This window comes from Actinoplanes sichuanensis (assembly GCF_033097365.1).
Taxonomy (GTDB): domain Bacteria; phylum Actinomycetota; class Actinomycetes; order Mycobacteriales; family Micromonosporaceae; genus Actinoplanes; species Actinoplanes sichuanensis.
Map to the genome: position 1 here is coordinate 5,982,777 of NZ_AP028461.1, position 19,231 is coordinate 6,002,007.

At 72.7% G+C, this 19,231-nt stretch carries 20 protein-coding genes; 10 read left to right on the forward strand and 10 right to left on the reverse strand.

The annotated features are described in order from the left end of the window. Window position 1 precedes the first annotated feature (1 nt). The 4 genes from cydB (at window position 2) to Q0Z83_RS27620 (ending at window position 5,758) form a co-directional block, all read left to right on the forward strand. On the forward strand, window positions 2-979 hold the full coding sequence (gene cydB, locus Q0Z83_RS27605) for a cytochrome d ubiquinol oxidase subunit II (RefSeq protein WP_317796915.1): 978 nt from the start codon (window positions 2-4) through the stop codon (window positions 977-979). Next, window positions 976-4,623, forward strand: a complete 3,648-nt coding sequence (gene cydC / locus Q0Z83_RS27610) for a thiol reductant ABC exporter subunit CydC (protein WP_317796916.1) — start codon at window positions 976-978, stop codon at window positions 4,621-4,623. Before cydB ends, cydC begins: the two co-directional genes overlap by 4 nt. Before the next feature lie 10 nt (window positions 4,624-4,633). After that, the gene (locus Q0Z83_RS27615) at window positions 4,634-5,188 is read left to right on the forward strand and encodes a TetR/AcrR family transcriptional regulator (protein ID WP_317796917.1); all 555 of its coding nucleotides are present in this window, start codon (window positions 4,634-4,636) and stop codon (window positions 5,186-5,188) included. Between the two features lie 150 nt (window positions 5,189-5,338). Continuing rightward, window positions 5,339-5,758 carry a hypothetical protein gene (locus tag Q0Z83_RS27620; RefSeq protein WP_317796918.1) on the forward strand — a complete coding sequence of 140 codons (420 nt, stop codon included), beginning with the start codon at window positions 5,339-5,341 and terminating at the stop codon, window positions 5,756-5,758. On the opposite strand, the gene Q0Z83_RS27625 is transcribed toward Q0Z83_RS27620, so the two are convergent. Beyond that, a complete protein-coding gene (locus Q0Z83_RS27625; protein ID WP_317796919.1) occupies window positions 5,734-6,099 on the reverse strand; it encodes a VOC family protein in 366 nt (121 codons plus the stop codon). The two genes, Q0Z83_RS27620 and Q0Z83_RS27625, sit on opposite strands and share 25 nt — an antisense overlap. Continuing rightward, window positions 6,096-6,731, reverse strand: a complete 636-nt coding sequence (locus Q0Z83_RS27630) for a TetR/AcrR family transcriptional regulator (protein WP_317796920.1) — start codon at window positions 6,729-6,731, stop codon at window positions 6,096-6,098. The genes Q0Z83_RS27625 and Q0Z83_RS27630 overlap by 4 nt, the downstream gene beginning before the upstream one ends. 256 nt (window positions 6,732-6,987) lie before the next feature. Between Q0Z83_RS27630 and Q0Z83_RS27635 the strand changes: the two genes are divergently transcribed. Genes Q0Z83_RS27635 through Q0Z83_RS27650 form a run of 4 tightly spaced genes read left to right on the forward strand, consistent with a single transcriptional unit; the run spans window position 6,988 to window position 9,523 of the window. Continuing rightward, on the forward strand, window positions 6,988-7,812 hold the full coding sequence (locus Q0Z83_RS27635; RefSeq protein WP_317796921.1) for a class I SAM-dependent methyltransferase: 825 nt from the start codon (window positions 6,988-6,990) through the stop codon (window positions 7,810-7,812). Continuing rightward, window positions 7,739-8,425 carry a hypothetical protein gene (locus tag Q0Z83_RS27640; protein WP_317796922.1) on the forward strand — a complete coding sequence of 229 codons (687 nt, stop codon included), beginning with the start codon at window positions 7,739-7,741 and terminating at the stop codon, window positions 8,423-8,425. The genes Q0Z83_RS27635 and Q0Z83_RS27640 overlap by 74 nt, the downstream gene beginning before the upstream one ends. Before the next feature lie 19 nt (window positions 8,426-8,444). After that, window positions 8,445-8,891, forward strand: a complete 447-nt coding sequence (locus Q0Z83_RS27645; RefSeq protein ID WP_317796923.1) for a MarR family winged helix-turn-helix transcriptional regulator — start codon at window positions 8,445-8,447, stop codon at window positions 8,889-8,891. Next, a complete protein-coding gene (locus tag Q0Z83_RS27650) occupies window positions 8,888-9,523 on the forward strand; it encodes a maleylpyruvate isomerase family mycothiol-dependent enzyme (protein WP_317796925.1) in 636 nt (211 codons plus the stop codon). Before Q0Z83_RS27645 ends, Q0Z83_RS27650 begins: the two co-directional genes overlap by 4 nt. Window positions 9,524-9,666: 143 nt before the next feature. Here Q0Z83_RS27650 and Q0Z83_RS27655 read toward each other — a convergent pair whose 3' ends face one another. Continuing rightward, window positions 9,667-10,209, reverse strand: coding sequence for a TetR/AcrR family transcriptional regulator (locus Q0Z83_RS27655; RefSeq protein WP_317796926.1), 543 nt, complete (start codon window positions 10,207-10,209; stop codon window positions 9,667-9,669). 74 nt (window positions 10,210-10,283) lie between these two features. Between Q0Z83_RS27655 and Q0Z83_RS27660 the strand changes: the two genes are divergently transcribed. Then, window positions 10,284-11,456: an FAD-dependent monooxygenase gene (locus tag Q0Z83_RS27660; RefSeq protein ID WP_317796927.1), complete on the forward strand. Its 1,173-nt coding sequence runs from the start codon at window positions 10,284-10,286 to the stop codon at window positions 11,454-11,456. A 24-nt stretch (window positions 11,457-11,480) separates the two neighbouring features. Continuing rightward, entirely contained in the window at window positions 11,481-12,224 is a 744-nt protein-coding gene (locus tag Q0Z83_RS27665) for a hypothetical protein (protein WP_317796928.1), read from the forward strand. On the opposite strand, the gene Q0Z83_RS27670 is transcribed toward Q0Z83_RS27665, so the two are convergent. The 7 genes from Q0Z83_RS27670 to Q0Z83_RS27700 all read right to left on the reverse strand — a co-directional run bounded on the left by Q0Z83_RS27670 (window position 12,225) and on the right by Q0Z83_RS27700 (window position 19,174). Continuing rightward, a complete protein-coding gene (locus tag Q0Z83_RS27670; protein ID WP_317796929.1) occupies window positions 12,225-13,796 on the reverse strand; it encodes a BTAD domain-containing putative transcriptional regulator in 1,572 nt (523 codons plus the stop codon). It abuts the gene before it with no gap. Between the two features lie 33 nt (window positions 13,797-13,829). Continuing rightward, window positions 13,830-14,270 (reverse strand): hypothetical protein, encoded by a 441-nt coding sequence (locus Q0Z83_RS27675; RefSeq protein ID WP_317796930.1) that lies wholly within the window; start codon window positions 14,268-14,270, stop codon window positions 13,830-13,832. A gap of 82 nt (window positions 14,271-14,352) precedes the next feature. Beyond that, window positions 14,353-15,345 carry a DNA topoisomerase IB gene (locus tag Q0Z83_RS27680; RefSeq protein ID WP_317797145.1) on the reverse strand — a complete coding sequence of 331 codons (993 nt, stop codon included), beginning with the start codon at window positions 15,343-15,345 and terminating at the stop codon, window positions 14,353-14,355. 33 nt (window positions 15,346-15,378) lie between these two features. Next, window positions 15,379-16,320, reverse strand: coding sequence for a glycosyltransferase family 9 protein (locus Q0Z83_RS27685; RefSeq protein WP_317796931.1), 942 nt, complete (start codon window positions 16,318-16,320; stop codon window positions 15,379-15,381). Then, on the reverse strand, window positions 16,317-16,997 hold the full coding sequence (locus tag Q0Z83_RS27690) for an SDR family oxidoreductase (RefSeq protein ID WP_317796932.1): 681 nt from the start codon (window positions 16,995-16,997) through the stop codon (window positions 16,317-16,319). The genes Q0Z83_RS27685 and Q0Z83_RS27690 overlap by 4 nt, the downstream gene beginning before the upstream one ends. Window positions 16,998-17,003: 6 nt before the next feature. Beyond that, window positions 17,004-18,476: a PfkB family carbohydrate kinase gene (locus Q0Z83_RS27695; protein WP_317796933.1), complete on the reverse strand. Its 1,473-nt coding sequence runs from the start codon at window positions 18,474-18,476 to the stop codon at window positions 17,004-17,006. Then, a complete protein-coding gene (locus Q0Z83_RS27700; RefSeq protein ID WP_317796934.1) occupies window positions 18,473-19,174 on the reverse strand; it encodes a D-sedoheptulose-7-phosphate isomerase in 702 nt (233 codons plus the stop codon). Before Q0Z83_RS27700 ends, Q0Z83_RS27695 begins: the two co-directional genes overlap by 4 nt. Window positions 19,175-19,231 lie beyond the last annotated feature (57 nt).

Below are 19,231 nucleotides of genomic sequence, written 5' to 3' on the forward strand. Positions count from 1 at the left end.
CATGATCACGTTCTGGTTCGCGGTCCTCGTCCTCGCCTGGGTCCTCTACTTCGTCCTCGAAGGCTTCGACTTCGGCGTCGGCATACTCACCTTCCTCGGCCGCGACGAGCACGAACGCGGCGCCGCCCTGCGCACCATCGGCCCGTTCTGGGACGGCAACGAGGTGTGGCTGGTCGCCGCGGTCGGCGTCACGTTCGCGGCGTTCCCCGACTGGTACGCCGCCTTGATGTCCGCCCTCTACCTGCCGATGGTCGCGATCCTGCTGCTCCTGGCGATCCGCGGAGTGGCCCTGGAGTTCCGCGGCAAACACGACACCCCGTCCTGGCGGCGCCGCGCCGACCTGCTCCTGGCCGTCTCCTCCACCGGCATCGTGCTGCTCTGGGGCGCCGTCCTCGGCATCCTCGTCGACGGGCTCGCCCTCGGCGCCGACGGCGAGGTCACCGGAACCGGACTGGGCCGCAGCCTGAGCCCGCTGCTCACCCCGGCCGCCGGTCTGGGCGCGCTGGCCGCCCTGCTCGGGGCGGTCCTGCTCGGCGCCACGTTCCTGGCCCTGCGCACCACCGGGCCGGTCCGCCGCCGGGCCCGCGACGTGGCCCGCCACACCGGCACCGCCGGGGCGGTCACCCTCCTCCTCATCGGTATCGGTACGGGCAGCCGCCTCACCCTGGCCGCCGCGGCGGTCGTCTTCGCCGCCGGGCTGCTCGCGCGGCGTACCCGCGAAGGGTTGTCGTTCGCCGCCGTCGCCCTGTCGGTGGCCGCCACCGTGGTCGCCGTCTTCACCGCACACGGCGACGTGGTCCTGCGCAGCACCCTCGACCCGGCCTGGTCGCTGACCCGTTCCGGCGCGGCGGCCGGCCCGGAGGCGCTGCGCCTGATCACGATCGCCGGGGTGCTGATCCTGCCCGGCGTACTGGTCTACCAGGCCTGGTCCTACTGGGTCTTCCGCCGCCGGGTGGCCAGCGAACGGGTCGCCTCATGACCACGCCGCCGCCTCCCGGCGCCGCCGCTCCCCTTCCCGGCGCCGCTCCCCTTCCCGGCGCCGTTTCGGTGCGGGCCTCCCGGGGGCCGGTTGATCCGCGGCTTCTGCGCCATGCCCGGGCCAGCCGCGGCGGAATCGCACTGCTCAGCCTGATCGGATTCGGTCAGGCGCTGGCCACCATCCTGATCGCAACAGCGCTCTGCGCCCTCGTCACCGCCTGGGCCGGCGGAACCGGCCCGCTGACCGGCCTCCGCCCCACCACCGGCTGGACGATCGGGCTGCTGGCGGCCGGATTCGCGGCACGCGGCGGCCTCGCCTGGGCGGAACAGGTGACCGCCCAGCGAACCGCCGCCCGCGTCACCGACGAACTCCGGCAGTCCCTACTGGACCGGGTGGTACGGCGGGGCCCGGCGTGGGTGGCCGCCTACGGCCCGGGCCGCCTCACCACGGTCCTCGGCACCGGCCTGGAGTCCCTGCGACCGTGGTTCTCCGGTTACCTCCCGGCGCTCGTCCTCGGCGTACTGCTCCCCCCGCTGGTCGTCGTGATCATGGCGGCGGTCGACCCCGCCTCGGCGATCGTCGCCCTGCTCACGATCCCGCTGCTTCCCCTGCTCGGTGCCTTGATCGGCTGGACGACGAAGGCCCGCGCCGAACGGCGCTGGGCCGCCGACTCCCGCTTGGCGGGTCACTTCCTCGACGTCGTGCGAGGCCTTCCCACCCTCAAGATGTACGGCCGGGCCGACCGCCAGATCGACGTGATCACCGACCTGACCGACCGGCATCGAGCGGCCACCATGCGGGTGCTGCGGGTCGCGTTCCTGTCGTCGACCGCCCTCGACCTGGTCGGCACCCTCGCGGTGGGGCTGATCGCCGTGCAGGCCGGCCTCCGGGTGGCGGCCGGCTCGATGGAACTCGGCCCCGCCCTGCTGGTCATCCTCCTCGCCCCGGAGGCGTACCGCCCGCTACGCGAGATGGCCGCCCGCTACCACGCCGCCACCGACGCCACCGCGGTGATAGCCGACGTGGACGAGATCCTCACCGCCCCGGACCACGCCGAGCCCGCGTCGCGGCCCGTTCACCCGCCGGTCGTGCACGTCGGGTTCGGAACTCGACGGCCGGGCCGGACCGACGACATCACCCCGTTGTCGGCCGCGTTCGGCCATGCCCCGTCGCGTGACCCGGGCCGAACGGAGCGACCGCCGCGGATCACCGTGGCCACGCCGGTCTTCGGCCGGGCCGCGTCCGGCCGGTGGGGCGTGCGGGCGAAAGGCGTCCGAGCCCGCTACCCGGGAGCCTTCGAGGACGCCCTCGACCTGCCGGAACTGAACGTCCGAGCCGGTGAGACGGTCGCCCTTCGCGGAGTGTCCGGCGCCGGAAAGACCACGGCCCTGCGGGTCCTGGCCGGACTGCATCCGGCCGAGACCGGCGCGGTCGCCGTCGGAAACACGTTCTACCTGCCGCAACGACCGGCCCTACCGCACGCCCGGACGGTGGCCGAGGCGTTCCCGCCGGACACCGGTCCCGACGAGATCCGCGACGCCCTGCGGGTGGCCGGCCTGACCGGAGAGCTGACCGAGTCGACACCACTGGGCGAACAGGTGGCGGGCATCTCCGCCGGCCAGCGCCAGCGCCTGGCCCTGGCCGTCCTGCTGCACCGCGCCATCACGGCCCTCCGGGACCGGAACTCCACCGCGGTGGTGACCCTGCTGCTCGACGAACCGACCGCCCACCTGGACAGCACCACCGAACAGTCGGTCATCAGCCGCCTGCACGAGTTCGCCGCCCGGGGTTGCGCGATCCTGGTGGTAGCCCACCGGCCGGCCCTGCTCGCCGCCGCGGACCGAACCGTGGAACTCCACCCACCAGCCGGATCCACCCTCGCCCACCCCGGAGAACTCCCGCCCCGGATGACGAACCCCCCGGCCGGCCCGCAGAGCCGCCCCGAACCCCCCGAAACAGCTGCCACGACCAGCCGGGAGGCTGCGGGCGGGGCGGGGCCGGCGGACGGTTCGAGGGAGACGGATCGGCGATGGTGGGGGCGGCTCTGGGTGGCGGCCGGGCTCGGGGCCGGGTCGTCGATCGCCGGCATCGTGCTGACCGGGGCGGCCGCCTGGCTGCTCGTCCGGGCGTCCTCGATGCCGCCGGTGCTCAGTCTGTCGGCGGCGGTCGTGCTGGTACGGGGTAGTGCCGTCGCCCGCCCCCTGCTGCGCTATCTGGAACGGCTCGTGTCGCACGAGGTGGCGTTCGGGCGGTTGGGGCGAAGGCGGGCCGGGGTGTTCGCGCGGTTGATCCCGCACGTTCCGGGTCCGCGCCTGCACCGGCGCGGGGATCTGCTCACCCGGCTCGTCGACGATGTCGACGCGACCACCGACGGGCTGTTGCGGGGGCGGCTTCCGGTGATCGCCGCGGCGGTCACGGCCGCGGCCGGTCTGCTGGTGGTGACCGGGGTGGTGGCGGAGGCGGCGGTTCCGGTGGCGGTCGGGCTGCTGATCGCGGGGGTGCTCGCCCCGGCGGTCGCCGGCCGACTGGCGGACCGGCAGGAGGCGGCCACCGGTGCCGCTCGGGCCGCGCTGCGGGACGCCGTCGTGGAAACCGTCGACGGGGTGGAGGAACTCGGTGGCGGCGGTGGTCGTCCGGACGTACCGAAGAAGCGCAGCCGGACCCTGGCCGACCTGGAGTCGCGGGCGGCGCGGGAGGCCGGATTCGCCGCGGCCGTCGCGCATGCCGGGTGGGGCGCGGCAGCCGTCGGGGTGGCGGTGGTCCTCGCGCGCGGCGGGCTCGACGCCGAATGGAGCGCGGTGGTACTGCTCGGCGTGATCGTCCTCGGCGAGGCGATGGTGGCCCTCCCCGAGGCGGCGATCGCGCGCCGTCGGGCCGCCGGCGCCGAACGCCGTGTCGCCGCCCTGATCAAAAGTCGGGACACGGGCGCCGAACGCCGCGGCACCGCCCTGATCGAAAACGGTCCGCCCGGCGAGGACGGCAATGGGCGGAGAGTCGGCGGGAGGGGTGGTGGGGCGGTTCGGGTCGAGGGGTTGGTGGCCGGGTGGGATCCAGGGCGGGCGCCTACGTTGGACGGGGTGCGGCTGGAACTTGCGGCCGGTTCGCGGACGGCGATCATGGGGCGGTCCGGCTGCGGGAAGTCGACGCTGGCCGCGGTGCTCGCCGGGCTGCTGCCCCCACGAGCCGGGAACGTGCTGGTCAGCGGCACCGCGGTCCTCGTCGGGGAGGAGACCGGACATGTGTTCGCGTCGACCGTACGAGAGAATCTGCGTCTCGCCTCGCCCACCGCGGCCGATGAGCGGCTGCGGGAGGTTCTGACGCGGGTCGGTCTCGGCTGGATGGATCTCGATGCCTGGCTCGGTGCCGGTGGCGGCACGATCTCCGGTGGACAGCGGCGGCGGTTGGCGACCGCGCGGGCGCTGGTCGCGGATCCGGCACTGCTGATCCTGGACGAACCGACCGAGGGGATCGACGAGGCGGGCGCACGGGACCTGATGGCGGATCTGCTGAACGCCGCGACGGGTCGGACAGTGCTGGTGCTCGCACACCGTACCGAGGGGCTCGATCTGGTCGACCGCGTTCTGGAGCTCAACCCGAACGGCCTTAAAGTGAAGAATGTCGGATTGGACCGATCGGTCCTTTAAAGTGGGCTGCATGGCACGGACGCCGGCACCCGGCACACGGGACACCATCCTGACGGCAGCCGCCGGGCTCTTCTACGAGTTCGGCGTCCGCGCCGTCGGCATGGCCCAGGTCGTCGAGGCGGCCGGCTGCGGAAAGAACCTGCTGTACAAACATTTTCCCAGCAAAGCGGAGCTGGCGGCGGCATATCTGACGCTGACCCGTCGGGAACGCGAACGCGCCACCACCGAAGCCCTGCGCTGGTCCGCGGATCCGGCCGACCGCCTGATCGCCCTGGTCACCGAGATCGCCGACAGTGTCCGCCGACCCGGCTACCGGGGTTGCGCCTTCCGCAACTACCTGACCGAGTTCCCCGGCGACACCGACGAACCGGCCCGAGTCGCCCAGGCCTACCTGACCGACAGCCGGGCCCAGATGGACCATCTCGTCCTCGGCGCCGGCGGCGACGAACTTCTCACCGACCGCATCTGGCTCGTCGTGAACGGCCTCTATTCGGCGAGTCCGGCGGGTGCGCCGGTCGCGGTCGATTGGATAACCGAGATGGTACGGCCACCCGAAGCACCGTGAGCCACACCGCGAGCCAGGCGGCCCGTCCCGACCGAAACACGCCCGCCGGGCCGGCGCGACCCGTCACCGGTCACCCCGTGGAGCCGACCGCGAAGCGACTGGCGAGTGATGGCCGGACCCCCGGTTCCAGAATGCCTCTAGAGTCGGCGGATGACGTCGACCGCGGTGGTTTCCTATGACTGCGACCACTGTGCGGGCGGTGCGACCTTCGGGGAGACGATCTTCGGTGGCCGGCTGTACTGGTCGATGTCACATGCCTGCCACACCGCGAACATCGAGGCGTGCGGCCGGGACGAGAGCCCGGACGAGTGGCGTGCGGCGCTCCTTGAGCAGGGCGGCGCCTACCGGCTGCGGATCGGCGACGGGAACCGGGTCGCCGCCATGAGGGTTCTGCGGGAACGCCGTGGCACGCCGATGGCCGAGATCGCCGCGCTCCTGGAAACTCTGCGTGGACCCGGCCTGATCGGCACCGAAATGGAGTTGCGCCTGCTGGCCGGCCGACTCGCCGAGGCCGGGGTGACGGCGTCGGTGCTGCCTGGAGCGGGTCAGGCCGGAGACATCACCTCGTAGAGGTTGCCGGTCTCGTCGCGGAAGTACAGCCCTCGGGGGCACAGCGGGTGGTCGATGCGACCGTTGTCCGGCTCGTGGGGTTCGCTGCCGTAGGGGATGCCGCCGGACCTCAGGCGGGACAGGATGCCGTCGAAGGTGGACGGGTCGACGTCGAACGCCAGGTGCACGGCGGACGGGTCGGCGACCGTCATGAAGTCGAGGGTCAGTTCGGCGTTGACGCGGACCGGGGCGAAGTGACGTTCGGTGCCGCGGTAGGTCAGGCCCATCACCCCGGCGAAGAACCCGGCGGCCGTCTCGTTGTCGAAGGCGGGGACGATCGTGTGGTTCAGCGTGATGGTCATGATGCGGCTCCCGGGGTGACCACTCCGTGCAGGAAGATGTCGACGAGTGTCTCGGTGGGCGTGTCGGCGACGGGCGCACCGCGACGACTGAACAGCATGCTCAGGAAAACCGCGGCGAGCTGCTCGACCGGCAACCGCAGAGCGGCCCGATCGGGTTCGAGGAGCCGGATCACCGCCTGAAGCGTGCGCTCGGAGGCCTCCTCCCGCGAAGCGCCCAGGCCACGCCCCGACCCGCCATCGGGCCCGGGGACCGGACGGCCGCGGTCGGTGCGGCGGCCCGCGGCGTGGACGGCGGCGATCACCGTGCCCATCCGGTGCAGGTAGGCCTGCAGGGTCGCGGCCGCCTCGTTGAGCCGGGCGGCGAGCGGCTGGTCGAGCGGGACGGCGTCGAGCTCGGCGAGCACATGATCGTTGCGGAGGGCGGCTGCCACGCAGGCGTCCAGCAGTTCGTCCTTGTCGGTGAAGACGCGGAAGATCGTGGCCTCGCCGATCCCCGCGGCCTTCGCGATCTGCGCGGTGCCGACCGCGGCGCCCTGCTCCACCAGCAACGGCAGGGCGGCCGCCACGATCATTTCGCGCCGCGCCTCGGGGCTCATTCCCGGCGCTCTCCGCCGGGCCGATGTCTCTGTCATATCCTCAACCTACGGAGTGAGTACTCACTCCGTCAATGGTCAACGCTTGAGAACGGCCGGAACGGCAGGTGAACCGTTACGGCCGGGCGGGAGGGGGCGGCGACGCGCAAGCGGGTGGGAGGGGTCGGCGCGCAAGGGGGGTGGGAGGGGTCGGCGGCGCGTGAGCGGGTGGGGACGGGTCGAGGGACGGGGAAATCGGGTGCGTTCGGGATGGGGTGGGCGGAAGACTCTCGGCCGAGAGATGACGGGAGTCGGTGTGCGTACCTTTGCGGAGCTTTTGAATGAAGGGGTTGAAGCGGACGTCGGCGGCTGGGGTTTCGGCTGGCTGGACGGGCGGGCCACCGAGGAGCGGCCGCCCTGGGGTTATGCGCGGCAGCTCGCGACGCGCCTGACGAGGGTCGGATCGGCGCTCGACCTCGACACCGGCGGCGGGGAGATCATCGGGGAGATGCCCGCGCTGCCGCCGCGAATGGTGGTCACCGAGGGCTGGGCACCGAACGCCGAACGTGCCCGGCGGCGACTCGAACCGCGCGGGGTCGAGGTCGCCGAGGTCGGGCCGGGGGGTCGGCTGCCGTTCGAGGACGACACGTTCGAGCTGGTCAGCAGCCGGCATCCGGTGCGGCCGGACTTCGCCGAGATCGCCCGGGTGCTGAAACCGGGCGGCACCTACTTCGCGCAGCACGTCGGGCCGGGGTCGGCATTCGAACTGATCGAGTGGTTCCTCGGGCCGCAGCCACGACACGGGCGCGATCCGGAGCGGGAGGCCGCGCAGGCCCGGGCGGCCGGACTCGACGTCGTGGACCTGCGGACCGCCCGGTGCCGGATGGAGTTCTTCGACGTCGGCGCGGTCGTCTGGATTCTGCGGAAATGCGTGTGGTGGGTGCCGGATTTCGACCTGGACCGCTATCGGGAGCCGCTGCTCGGAATGGACGCACACATCCGGGAGCACGGCGTGTTCACGGCGCACTCGACGCGGACGCTGATCGAGGCGACGTACCGTGACGGCCATGTCGATGCATGCGATCGAGGACATGGTGCAGGGCGCGGTGGAGGCCCTCGACCGGCACTTCCCGACCGATGACGAGCGGGTGCGCGACTGGTTCGTGGCGCTGTACGCGTTCCAGTTCGACTACGACTGTTCGCTGACGCAGCACCGGGTGCTGGACGCCCTGCTGCGGCGCGGGCACACGCTGCGGTTCCCGGTGAGTGCGCATCCGGATCACGCGCGGCGGCGGGAGTTCTTCGACGGGTTCACCGAGTTCACCACGCTGCGCGAGTTCGACGAGGACGAGGAGGAGTTCGCCGGCGAGCTGCAGGACGGCTACGTCGATCCGCCGTGGCTGTACTGCGAGGCGGGCACCGACCTGTGGCGGCGGATGACCGGCCCGGATCGGGTGGAGCCGCGGAAGGTCGAGCTGCTGGACGTGGTAGTGGCGGTGGCGCAGGCCGCCGAGAGCTCCGGCGACGTGGAACTGATCGCCCTCTGGTGGGCGCTCGGCCACGAGGCGCTGGTCGGCGGTTACCCGCTGTCTCCCGAGGAACTCGCCGCGACCCCCGGGGTCGAAGAGCTTCGGGCGATCGTACGCCGCACCGGCGCCCACGAGGTCAAGCTCTGGTACGACCTGCGCCCCGACGACGAGTCCCTGGACCGCATGGACGACGAGCTGACCACCTGGTGGTATCGCCTGGACTGAATATGACATCATTGTTGTCATGTTCGAGCGTGGCACCACCGTCTACGAGATCCTGCGGCACGTCCGACCACTCGTGCTCAACTCGGCACGGGTGGTCGAGGCGTCCCTGCGCGCCAACGGCGTGAGCGTCGGCATGCGCGCGGTGCTGGAGGTGCTGGCCGAGCACGGCCCGATGACCGTCCCCGACATCGCCGACCGCCTCGACCTGGCCCGGCAGGGCATTCAGCGGCACGTCAACGACCTCGCCGCGCTGGGCTGGGTCGAGTCCCGCGTCAACCCGGCGCACCGCCGTTCGGTGCTGATCGCCGTCACTCCGGCCGGGTCGGAGCTGTTCACCCGGATCCGCTCCGACGAGCTGTCCCGCCTGGACCGGATGGCCACCGAGTGCACCGCCGACGAGTTGGCCGCGGCACTGAGGGTGCTGGCCGCGCTGAGCCGTGACGTGCGGGCCGAGGTCCGGCCGTGACCGCGCCCACACCCGCCGACGTCTACCGGCTGACCACGGCGAACCGGCTGATGATCGCCGACCTCCTGGACGGCCTGGACGACGCGGCCTGGCGAGCGTCGACCCTGTGCGAGGGCTGGACGGTCCAGCAGATGGCCGCCCACTTCGTCCAGCCGATGCTGATCGGATTCGGACGGTTCTTCCTCGTGTCGTTCCGCTACCGAGGGGACACGGCACGGACCGTCGACCACTTCACCAGACGGCTCGCGCAGCGGCCCCGCACCGAGTTGACCGCGCTGCTCCGCCGACACGCCGCGGACCGGGTGGACCCGCCCCGGGTCGGGCCGATGGGGCCGTTCGCCGAGACGTGCGTGCACCTGCGGGACATCGCCCGGCCGCTCGGCCTGGACGCCGACGTGCCGATCGGGCACTGGCGGATCCTGCTCGGCTACCTGACCGCGCCGGGCGCCGCACCGGCGCTCGCCCCACCGGGACGGCTGGCCGGGCTACGCCTGGAGGCCACCGACACCGACTGGTCGGCGGGCGAGGGCGCACTGGTCACCGGCCCGGCCGAGGCCCTGGCCATGGCGATCACCGGCCGCCGGGCGGCCCTGCCCGACCTCTCCGGCGCCGGCGTGGCCCACCTGCGCTGAACCCGCACCCGCACAACTCGCCGCGCGGCCGGCCCGCCCGGCACCGCGCACCGCCCGCACCGCGCACCGCCGTGGCGATCTGGCTGGCCGCGGGCCCGCGGGGTCGCGTCAAGATCGCTTCACGCCGGACGGGCCCTCGAATTTCACGCGCTGCGGCTGATCAACAACCCGCACGCCGCGTCCAGAACCGACTCGCGCAGCGCCGCGGCGGGCGCGTCCGGCAGCACGATCGTGCAGTCACCGAGCCCGCCGATCGCCATCTGCGCTCGCACGATCGCCTCCAGCGAGGGATCAGGACCGGTCAGCACGGCGACCATCCGGGTACGCCACTGACCCACCGCGGCGGCCAGGTCGACCAGCGCCAGGATGCTCGGCTCCCGCATGATCATGGCGGTGATCTCGCGGTGCCGGTACGTCACGTCGAAGTAGGCGCCGAGCAGTTCCCGCGGGTCGGCTCCGTCGTGGAACGGGGCGAGCACCGCCTCCACGTCGTCGATGAACGGCTGGACCAGGCTGCGGACCAGCTCCTCCCGGGACGCGAAGTGGTAGTAGAGCGCCGGTTTGCTGACCCCCACCCGCTCGGCGATCTCACGCAGGCTGACCTGGTGCACACCCTTGACGGCGATCAGCTCCAGGGCGGCACTGCGGATCCGGTCGGCGGTCTCGGTGCTGCGGGTACGTGGCACGCCGGGAGTCTAGTCAACTGGCGACCATGTTGTTTACTTACCGGAAGGTAAGCAAACGAGCGAAGGAGAGCACAGTGCACGCTCTGATCTCCGGAGCCAGTGTCGCCGGCCCGGTGCTGGCCTACTGGCTGTGCCGGCACGGATGGCGGGTGACCGTCGTCGAGAAGGCCGCCGACATGCGGGCCGGCGACGGCGGTCACGCGGTCGATCTGTTCGGCCCGGCCGTCGACGTCGTCGAGCGGATGGGCCTGCTCGACCGGGTCACCGCGGCCCGCACCGCCAACGACACGATCACCCTGTTCCGGCCCGGCCGGAAACCGATCACCCTGGCCACCGCCGACGTGGCGGCCGGCATCTCCGGGCGGCACGTGGAGATCATGCGCGGCACCCTCGCCGGGATCCTGTACGAGGCCACCCGGGACGACGTGGACTACCGGTTCGGCACCGTCATCGAGAGAATCGACGGGACGACAGCGCTGCTCTCCGGCGGCGCCACCATCGAGGCGGACCTGGTCGTCGGCGCGGACGGGCTGCACTCGGGGGTGCGGGCGCTCACCTTCGGGCCGGAGCGGGACCATCGCCGGTTCCTCGGCGCCTACCTGGCCGTCTACACGCTGCCCGACGTGCTCGGCGCCGGCCCGACGGTCGCCGCGTTCACCGCTCCCGGCCTGGCCGCCACCGTCTACCCGACACTCACCGCCGGATCGTCACGGGCGCTCTTCCTCGTACGGACCGCCGAGGAATTCGAGAATCGCGGCCCGGAACTGCTCGCCGACCTGGTGGGCGATCGGCTCGGGCCGCGCGTCGGCGCGGTCCTCGAGCACGCCGCGGCGGCCCGCGACTTCTATCTCGACGACATCTCGCAGATCCGGATGGACAGCTGGTCCCGCGGCGCGGTCACGCTCGTCGGCGACGCCGGATACGGGCCCGGCCCGGCGGTCGGCGGCGGCACCAGCCTGGCCGCCGCGGGCGCATTCGTGCTGGCCGACGAATTGCGGGAGGTCACCGTCGGCGAGATTCCCCAAGCCTTGCAGCGGTACGGGGAACGGCTCGCCGGACCGGTTCGGCACAGCCGGGACGTCGGGCCGAAGGTGCTCGACGCGATCGTGCCGCGCAGCCCGGCCCAGATCTGGGCGACCGCGCAGGTGATGCGGCTGCTCCCCCGGCTGCCGGCCCCGGTCCGGCGGCGGCTCACCTCGTTCGGCGGCGGCGCCACGAAGATGCTCGACGGCCTGGAGCTCGGTTAGCACCGGATTCCTACGCTGGGCGGCATGCGGCTGGCCGAGTGGAGCGAAACCGGCTATCGGACGTCGGTGCGGGTCTTCCAACGTCCGGCGGGCGGGCTGCGGTGGGTGGTCATCCCGACGATCCACATGGGGCATCCGGACTACTACTGGGCGATCTGGCAGCGGCTGCGGTCCTGCCAGGCCGTCATCGCCGAACAGTATGACGGGCCGAGCTCGACCGGGTACGCCTACGTGACCGCGATGCGTCTCACCCGGCAGCGGGCCGGCCGGGAACTGGTGCATCAGGACATCGACTACGGCGCGCTCGGGGTGCCGATCATCTTCCCGGACGCGCACACCGCCCCACCGCCGGAGGAGGATCGCCGGATGCCCGACGTCGGCTGGGCCGACGTGGTCGTGCACACGCCGGCGCTGGCGTTGCAGATGGCCCTGTCCGGCCGCGACGACTGGATCGTCAAGGACAGCCTGAACATCGACGACACCACCGAGTTCGAGCCGATGCCGGGCGAGAAGATCGGCCCGAACGGGCGGACCGAACGCGACGATCTGCTGATCGGCGCGATCCGGGAGATCGACACCGCGTTCGCCGTCGAGGACATCGAGGTGGCGATCGTGTTCGGGGCCGCGCACATGCCGCTCGTGGTGCGCGAGCTGACCGGGCGGCTCGGGCACTCGACGGCCGCCGCGGAGGCCTGGCTCACCGCCATCGACTTCGACGAGCCGCCCTACCTACGCAAGCCGTCTCTCGACGGGTGGATGGACTGGTGATCATCGGGAGCGGCCTCGGGGCCGGACGTCGGTGGGAATGCCGAGCTCCCGCATCCGGCCCTCGTAGCGACGACGCTGTCGGGCCGCCTCGCCGTGCCGCCCCGCCGCGGTCAGCTCGGTGACCAGGCGCAACGCGACATCCTCGTCGTACGGGTCGTCGGCCAGCAGCCGAGACCAGGCACACGCCGCGCTGTCCAGGTCACCGGCGGCCACGTGCACGCCGCCGAGCGCCCGCATCACCGCCAGACGCGCCACCCGTACCTCGGCCCGTAGCGGACCGGCGTCCTCGAAGTCCGGCTCGTCGGCCAGGACCTCCCCGGAGTACGCGTGGTCGGCCGCCGACAGCAGCATCCGTGCCTCCTCGGGACGGCCCTCCCGGTCGGCGGCGGTGCCCGCGTACGCCAGCTGCAGGAACGCGTCCACGTCGACGGCCAGGGTGTGTCGGTCGTAGGCGAGCCCGCCGGCGCCCACGGTCACGTAGTGGTCGGCCGCCCGCCCGCGCTCCGGGTCCAGCACGCCGCGCAGCACCGACAGGGTGATCGACAGGCGGTTGGCCACATTGGGCTCGCCGGGCCACAACGCCTCGCCCAGCGCGTCCCGGGTGATCGGGCGGCCCCGCCTGACGATCAGCAGTTTGAGCAGGTCGCGGGCTTTGCGGCTCTGCCAGGCGGCGACCGGGACCGGGTCGTCACCGTGCAGCACCGCGAACGAGCCCAGCATCCGCACCGTCACCGGCGGCCGGGCCTGGTCACCGGCCAGCGATCGGGTGCCCGAGGACGGGTCGGCACCCAGTGCCCGCAGCCGGTGTTCGGCGACCACGCGGGCGGCGATCGGGGTGCGGCCGGCGCCGGTCCGGGACAGTGCCAGATCCACCCGCGCGGCGGCCACCGGGTCACCGACGTCGGCCCAGATCCGAGCCGCCTCGGTCAGGAACCGGCCGGCCGTCGACGACTGCCGCCCCGACTCCGCACCCGGGCGCCCGGTCTCCGCCGCGGCGGCCAGTTCCAGTCCTTCGGCCAGCGCGGCCGGACGACGACCGGCCCGGGCCAGCTCGATCGCCGACTCGGCGTGCCCACGGGCGGCCGCCGGATCCGCCGGCAACGCGGCCCAGCCGGCTGCCGCGTACGCCAGGGGTGCGGTCAGGCTCGTCGCCTCGGCCACCGCCCGCCGTCCGGCCTCCCGGGCCGCCGCGACATCCCCCGACGCGGCGAGCACCCGGGCGAGCCCGCACAGCGCCGGCACCAGCGCCTGACTGAATCCCCGCTCCCCGGCGACCGCCACCGCCTCCTCGTAGGCGGCCCGCGACTGCACCAGATCACCCCGCGCCTCGTGGGTCTCGCCCAGACCGGCCAGCGCATACGCCACCCCGGCGGCCCCGGCCCGTTGCAGCACGGTAAGCGCCGCCCGGAACCCGTCCCGTGCCTCGGCCAGCCGCCCGGCCCGGACCAGGATCTCGGCCCGGTTGTTGTGCGCCAGCCCGAGCCCGTTCGGATGCGCGTCCGGCCCGATCGCGAACCGCCACAACACGTGATCCAATTCGGCCAGCGCCCCGGTGAGGTCCCCCTCTTCCATCCGCTGCGACGCCCGGTTCGTCCGAATCCGAAGCTACTGTGTCCGGTCCTCACACCGCTCGGCGGCGGCCAGGCCCAGCGCGTAGTGCCGCTCGTTCCCGCGCCGATCCCCCTCGGCCGCGGCGAGCAACGCCAGCGCGGTGTGCGCGGCGGCCAGCGCCCGCGGCTCCCCGTTCGCACCGGCCAGCGCCTCATCGGCCAGGGCACGGCAGGCGGCCACCTCACCGCGAGCCCACGCGACACTCGCCGACCAGGCCGCGAGCAGCGCGCGATCCGGTCCCGGCTCCCCCGGCAGGACCATCCGCGGTACGGCCGAAGCCCCCGCCAGATCCCCTCGGAGGTAGAGCACCATCACCGCCGGCCAGGCCTCCCCGGGATCGAGTGTCACCCCGGCCGCGACCACCCTCTGAGCCTCCGCGACGGCGCGCTCCCACTCGCCGGCGTCAGCATGCCGCAGCACCGCATTCTCGGACATGCGCGCCAGTATGGCCTGCACAGGCCACCCGTCCAGCGACTCGGGTCGATGATCGCGCTCTCTCGGAGAAATCGGGGCCGGGTCAGTCTTCGGCCAGGAGGGATCGGACCTGTTTCTCGGCCTCGGTCGGCGGGTCGGCCGGGGTCGCGTCGATGACCTCGCCGTCGGTGTACGCCTCCACCACCCGCGGGTCGACGTAGGCGGCACGGGCCACCGTCGGGGTGTTGCCCAGCAGGTCGGCCACCTCGCGCATGGCCTGGGCCACGGCCTTCTTACGCCCGGTGGCGGTGGGCTGGGGGCCGGCCTCGGCCAGGGCGGTGGCCGCCCGGACGGTACCGTGCCAGGTGCGGAAGTCCTTGGCGGTCATCTGTTCGCCGGTGATGTCGCGCAGGTAGTCGTTGACGGCGTCGGCGCGGATCTCCGACCAGCGGCGACGAGCCGGATCCCAGTAGGCGAACAGGCGCTTCTCGTCCCGGCGGCGGCGTTTCAGATCCCGGAGTACGGCGCAGACCTCACCGTCGCCGACGGTCTTGGCGTGGTCGACGCCGGACTTGCCACGAAACTCCAGGAGCACGCAGCCACCCTTGGTCCGCACATGGTCGGGGCGCAGTGTGGACAGGCCGTAGGTCGGATCCTCCTCGCGGGCCGCGGACTCCTCACCGCCGACCCGGAACATGCCCATGTCCAGGAGGCTGACGACGGCGGCCAGGACCCGTTCCCGATTGAGGCCCCGGCCGGTCAGGTCGGCGGTCAGGCGGTCGCGGATCTCGGGAAGCAGTTCGGCGGTCTCCAGGGCGCGGTCGAACTTGGCGCGGTCCCGCTGCTCCCGCCACACCGGGTGGTAGAGGTACTGCTTACGGCCCGCCGCGTCGACACCCGTCGCCTGGATGTGCCCGCGAGGATCCGGCGAGATCCAGACGTCCTGCCAGGCCGGCGGGATGACCAGCCCCTTGATCCGCTCGACGGCCGCCTTGTCGCGCAGCGGACCGCCTCCGGCGTCGAGATAGGTGAAGCCCGTCCCGGCCCGCCGTCGTGAAAGGCCGGGTTTACGCAGGTCACTGCGGCGCAGCCGCAAGGCCATCAACTCCTCGGAACGTCGGGGGGTGTGTCACCGCCGCGGGTGACGGGTGGTGGGGAGGGCCAGGGCTTCGGTGGTGGCGGTCAGGACCTCGTCGGGGGTGATCTCCAGGAGGGCCGGGTGGACCGGGCCGGGCAGGTCACCGCGGGTGCTGTGGGTGCCGTGCCAGAGGGCGCGATGGTAAGGGCGGTCGGCGGGCGGGCCCCAGAGCGCCGGAGCGACCGGACCGAACAGGACCACCGACGGGGTCCGGTAGGCGGTCGCCAGGTGGGCCACGCCGGTGTCACCACAGATCACCAGGCGGGCCTTGGCGACCAGGGCGGCCAGTTCGTCCAGTCCGGTGCGCGGGGCCGCCTCCGGGGGCAGACCGGCGAGCTCGGTCACCCGTACGCACAGGTCGTGCTCTTGCCGGGAACCGGTGACCAGGACCTGATGGCCCGCGGTGACCAGACGGCGGGCGACGGACGCGAAGCGGTCCGCGGGCCAGCGGCGGGCCGCGGATTTCGCGCCCGGATGGATGATCGTGACACCGGCCGGTACGTCCGCGTCCGGCACGTGCAGGTCCAGGTCGGACTCGTCGCAGGTCACACCGTAGTAGCGGACCAGTCGGCACCAGCGGCGGACCTCGTGTTCCTCGTCGAGCCAGCCCGGACCGTCGTGATGGCCGGCGGCCCGGCTCGCGAACGCCCACAGCGCGTCCGGGTGCAGTGCCTGCAAACGGCGATGCGACTCCGGGCCGGAGCCGTGCAGGTTGATCGCGAGCCGGGGCCGGGCCGGGGCCGCGTCCAGAGGTTCGAGTTCGGCCGCGGGCACGATCCGGTCGACGGCGCCGACCGCCAGGATCAGCGGCGTGAGCCAGGCGGGGGCGGCCAGGCTCAACGTCTCGTCGGGGAAGGCGGCGCGGAGCCCGCGCAAGGCGGGCACCGCGGTCACCAGATCACCCACGCCGAGAGCGCGCAGAACGAGGATCACGGGTACGAGCTCTCCGTCTCGGCCGCGACGACGAGCTCCCGGACCGCGCACCCAGCCGGTTGGTTGAGCGCGAAGACGACGGCGGCCGCCACGTTCGCCGGGTCGTTGAGAATCGCGTCCGGGCCTGGCTTGTATTTCGCATCCCGGTCGTCGAAGAACTTCGTGCGCATCCCGCCGGGAATGAGCAGGGTGACGTTGACCTGGCCGGCGAGTTCGGCGGCGAGCGCCCGGGTGAATCCGACGACGCCGAACTTGGCGGCGCAGTAGGCGGTCGCATCCGAGACGGCCTTGATCCCGAGGGTGGACGAGACGGTGACGACACCGCCGTGGGACTGTTTGAGAGCGGGGATCGCGGCCCGGATCACCGCCGCGGTGGCCAGCAGGTCGACCGCCACGATCCGGTCCCAGACCTCGCCCGGGATCTCCTCCAGCGTGCCCGGCACATCCATGCCGGCCGCCGTGACCACACCGTCGACGCCGCCGCCGGCGCTGGCGATCAGGTCACGGGTCGCCCGCTCCGCGGCGCGACTGTCGGCGAGGTCGCAGGCGATCCACTCGACGCCCTCCCTCGGCGGTTGACGATCGATGACGTACGGGCGACCGCCCGCCTTGAGCACCGCGTCGACGACTGCGGCGCCCAGTCCACTGGAACCTCCGGTGACGATGACAGCGTCCATGCGTGCCTACCTCCTGCGTGCTTCGGCGATGGTCTTCGTGGTGGAACGGCCGTCCAGATAGGGGACGATCACGGTCTGGCCGCCCCAGCGCCGCACCACCTCGGTCTCCGGCAGCGTGTCGTAGTCGCCGCCCTTCACCCAGACGTCCGGGCGCAGCCAGGTGAGGACCGGTTCGGGGGTGGGCTCGTCGAACACCACCACCGCGTCCACACAGTCGAGGGCGGCCAGCAACCGGCCGCGGTCGTCCTGGCCGGTCAGCGGGCGGCCCTCCCCCTTCAGCCGACGAACCGAGTCGTCGCTGTTCAGGCAGACGATCAGGCAGTCGCCGAGGGCGCGGGCGGCACGCAGGGTGGCCAGATGCCCGGTGTGCAGCAGATCGAAGCAGCCGCCGGTGGCGACCACCGTCCCGCCGCGCGCGTGCACGTCGGCGATCAGGCGCCCGACCTGGTCGGCACCGATCCGCTCATCCGCGCCGTCTGCGCGCTCCTGGCCGGCACCGGGCCGCTTCCGCCAACCGTCCGCGGGGTCCTCGGCATGATCCGGTCCAGCGGTGCCGGGCGTCGGGTGTGCCGTGCCGTCCCGCTGAGCCCTCTGCCCGATTTTTCCGGATATCTTACGAGGATCGGCTACATAGCGGCTTGCTACGGATACCGCCTCCGCCACCGCCTCCGAGACGAGCGCGCCGTCCGCCAGCGCGACCGCGGCCGCGGCCGCGAACGCGTCACCGGCCCCACAGGTATCCCCACCGGACGACTCCGGAACCGGGACGACCAGCGGCGTCGGGCCGCCCTGACAGAGCACCGCCCCCTCCGTGCCGCGGGTGACCACCACGGCCCCGGCCCGCCAACGCTGCCGCAGAGTGTGGCCCGCCCGCTGGGCGGTGGACAGGCCCGAACCGTTGCCGGCATCGCCGGACAGCCGCCGGGCCTCATCCTCGTTCGGGGTGACCAGGCGGACGTTCGGGACCGGCGGCGGCCCGTTCGGGTGCGGATCCCAGACGACGGGCGCCTTCGAGTCCTCGATCGCCGCGCGCAGAGCCGGATGCCGGGCCACCCCGCGGCCATAATCGCTGACCAGGATCGCGGTGGCGTCGCGCAGCAGCTCCAGGACGGCGGCCGAGGCCTCACCGGGTGCCTGCGGCGGCCCGCCCCGGTCCAGCCGGAGCAGCACCTGGCCGCCGGCACGGAGCCGGATCTTCTCCGGGGTCGGACCGGGCAGCGGAAGGGCGTACACCTCGATGCCGGCCGCGGTCAGCAGTTCGTTCAGCCGGGCGCCCGCGGCATCCGCGGCCAGGGCCGTGACCAGCGCGACCTGGTGCCCGTGGGCGGCGGCGAGCAGGGCGGCCAGTCCCGCGCCGCCGGGCCGTTCGTGCGTGGTCTGCTCGTCGAGCACCGGCGCGGGCGCGTCCGGCGCGATCCGGGTCACCGTGCCGAGCACGTCCCGGTCGAGCAGGGTGTCGCCGACGATGACGAGTCTCATATGTTCACCATCTCCTCGAACTCGTCGCGATCCCATCCGAAAGGGAGATCACGCTCCGACCGGCCACCGCCCGCGCCCGCCCGTTCCGGTCCGGAACGCGACGTCCCGAAGCCGGCCGGAAGCTCGTCGCCGGTGAACCGGGGCAGATAACGGTCGACGTATTCGCACATCAGGTGGACCGAGATCAGATGCAGTTCCTGGACCACCTGGCTGTCCGGCGACGGGCAGCACAGCGCCTCGTCGCACATGTCGGCCAACGGGTTGGGTCGCTCCCCCACGAGCGCCCACGTCCGCATGCCCGATTCCTTCGCGGCCCGGACCGCGGTGATCAGATTCGGACTACGGCCGCTGGTGGACATCACGATCAGGATGTCGTCGCGGCGGCCGTGCGCCCGGACCTGCCGGGCGAACACCTCGTCGAATCCGTAGTCGTTGCCGATCGCGGTGACCGCCGACGAATCCGGGGTGAGGGCGATCGCCGACAGCGGCATCCGGTCCTCCCGGAGTTTCCCGACCAGCTCCGCGGCCAGGTGCTGGGCCTCGGCGGCACTGCCACCGTTGCCGGCGACGAGCAGCCGGCCACCACCGGCGAGGTGCCGGGCCAGGTGGGCGCCCCACCGGGCGAGGCGACCGGCCTGCGACCGATAAGGCAGCAGAGCCTGGATGAGCCCGGTGAGATGAACATCGATCGGACTCATGCTGAATCCCCCGACTCCCGCACAAAAACGCGATCAAGAGACTCGCTGCGCTCGCTC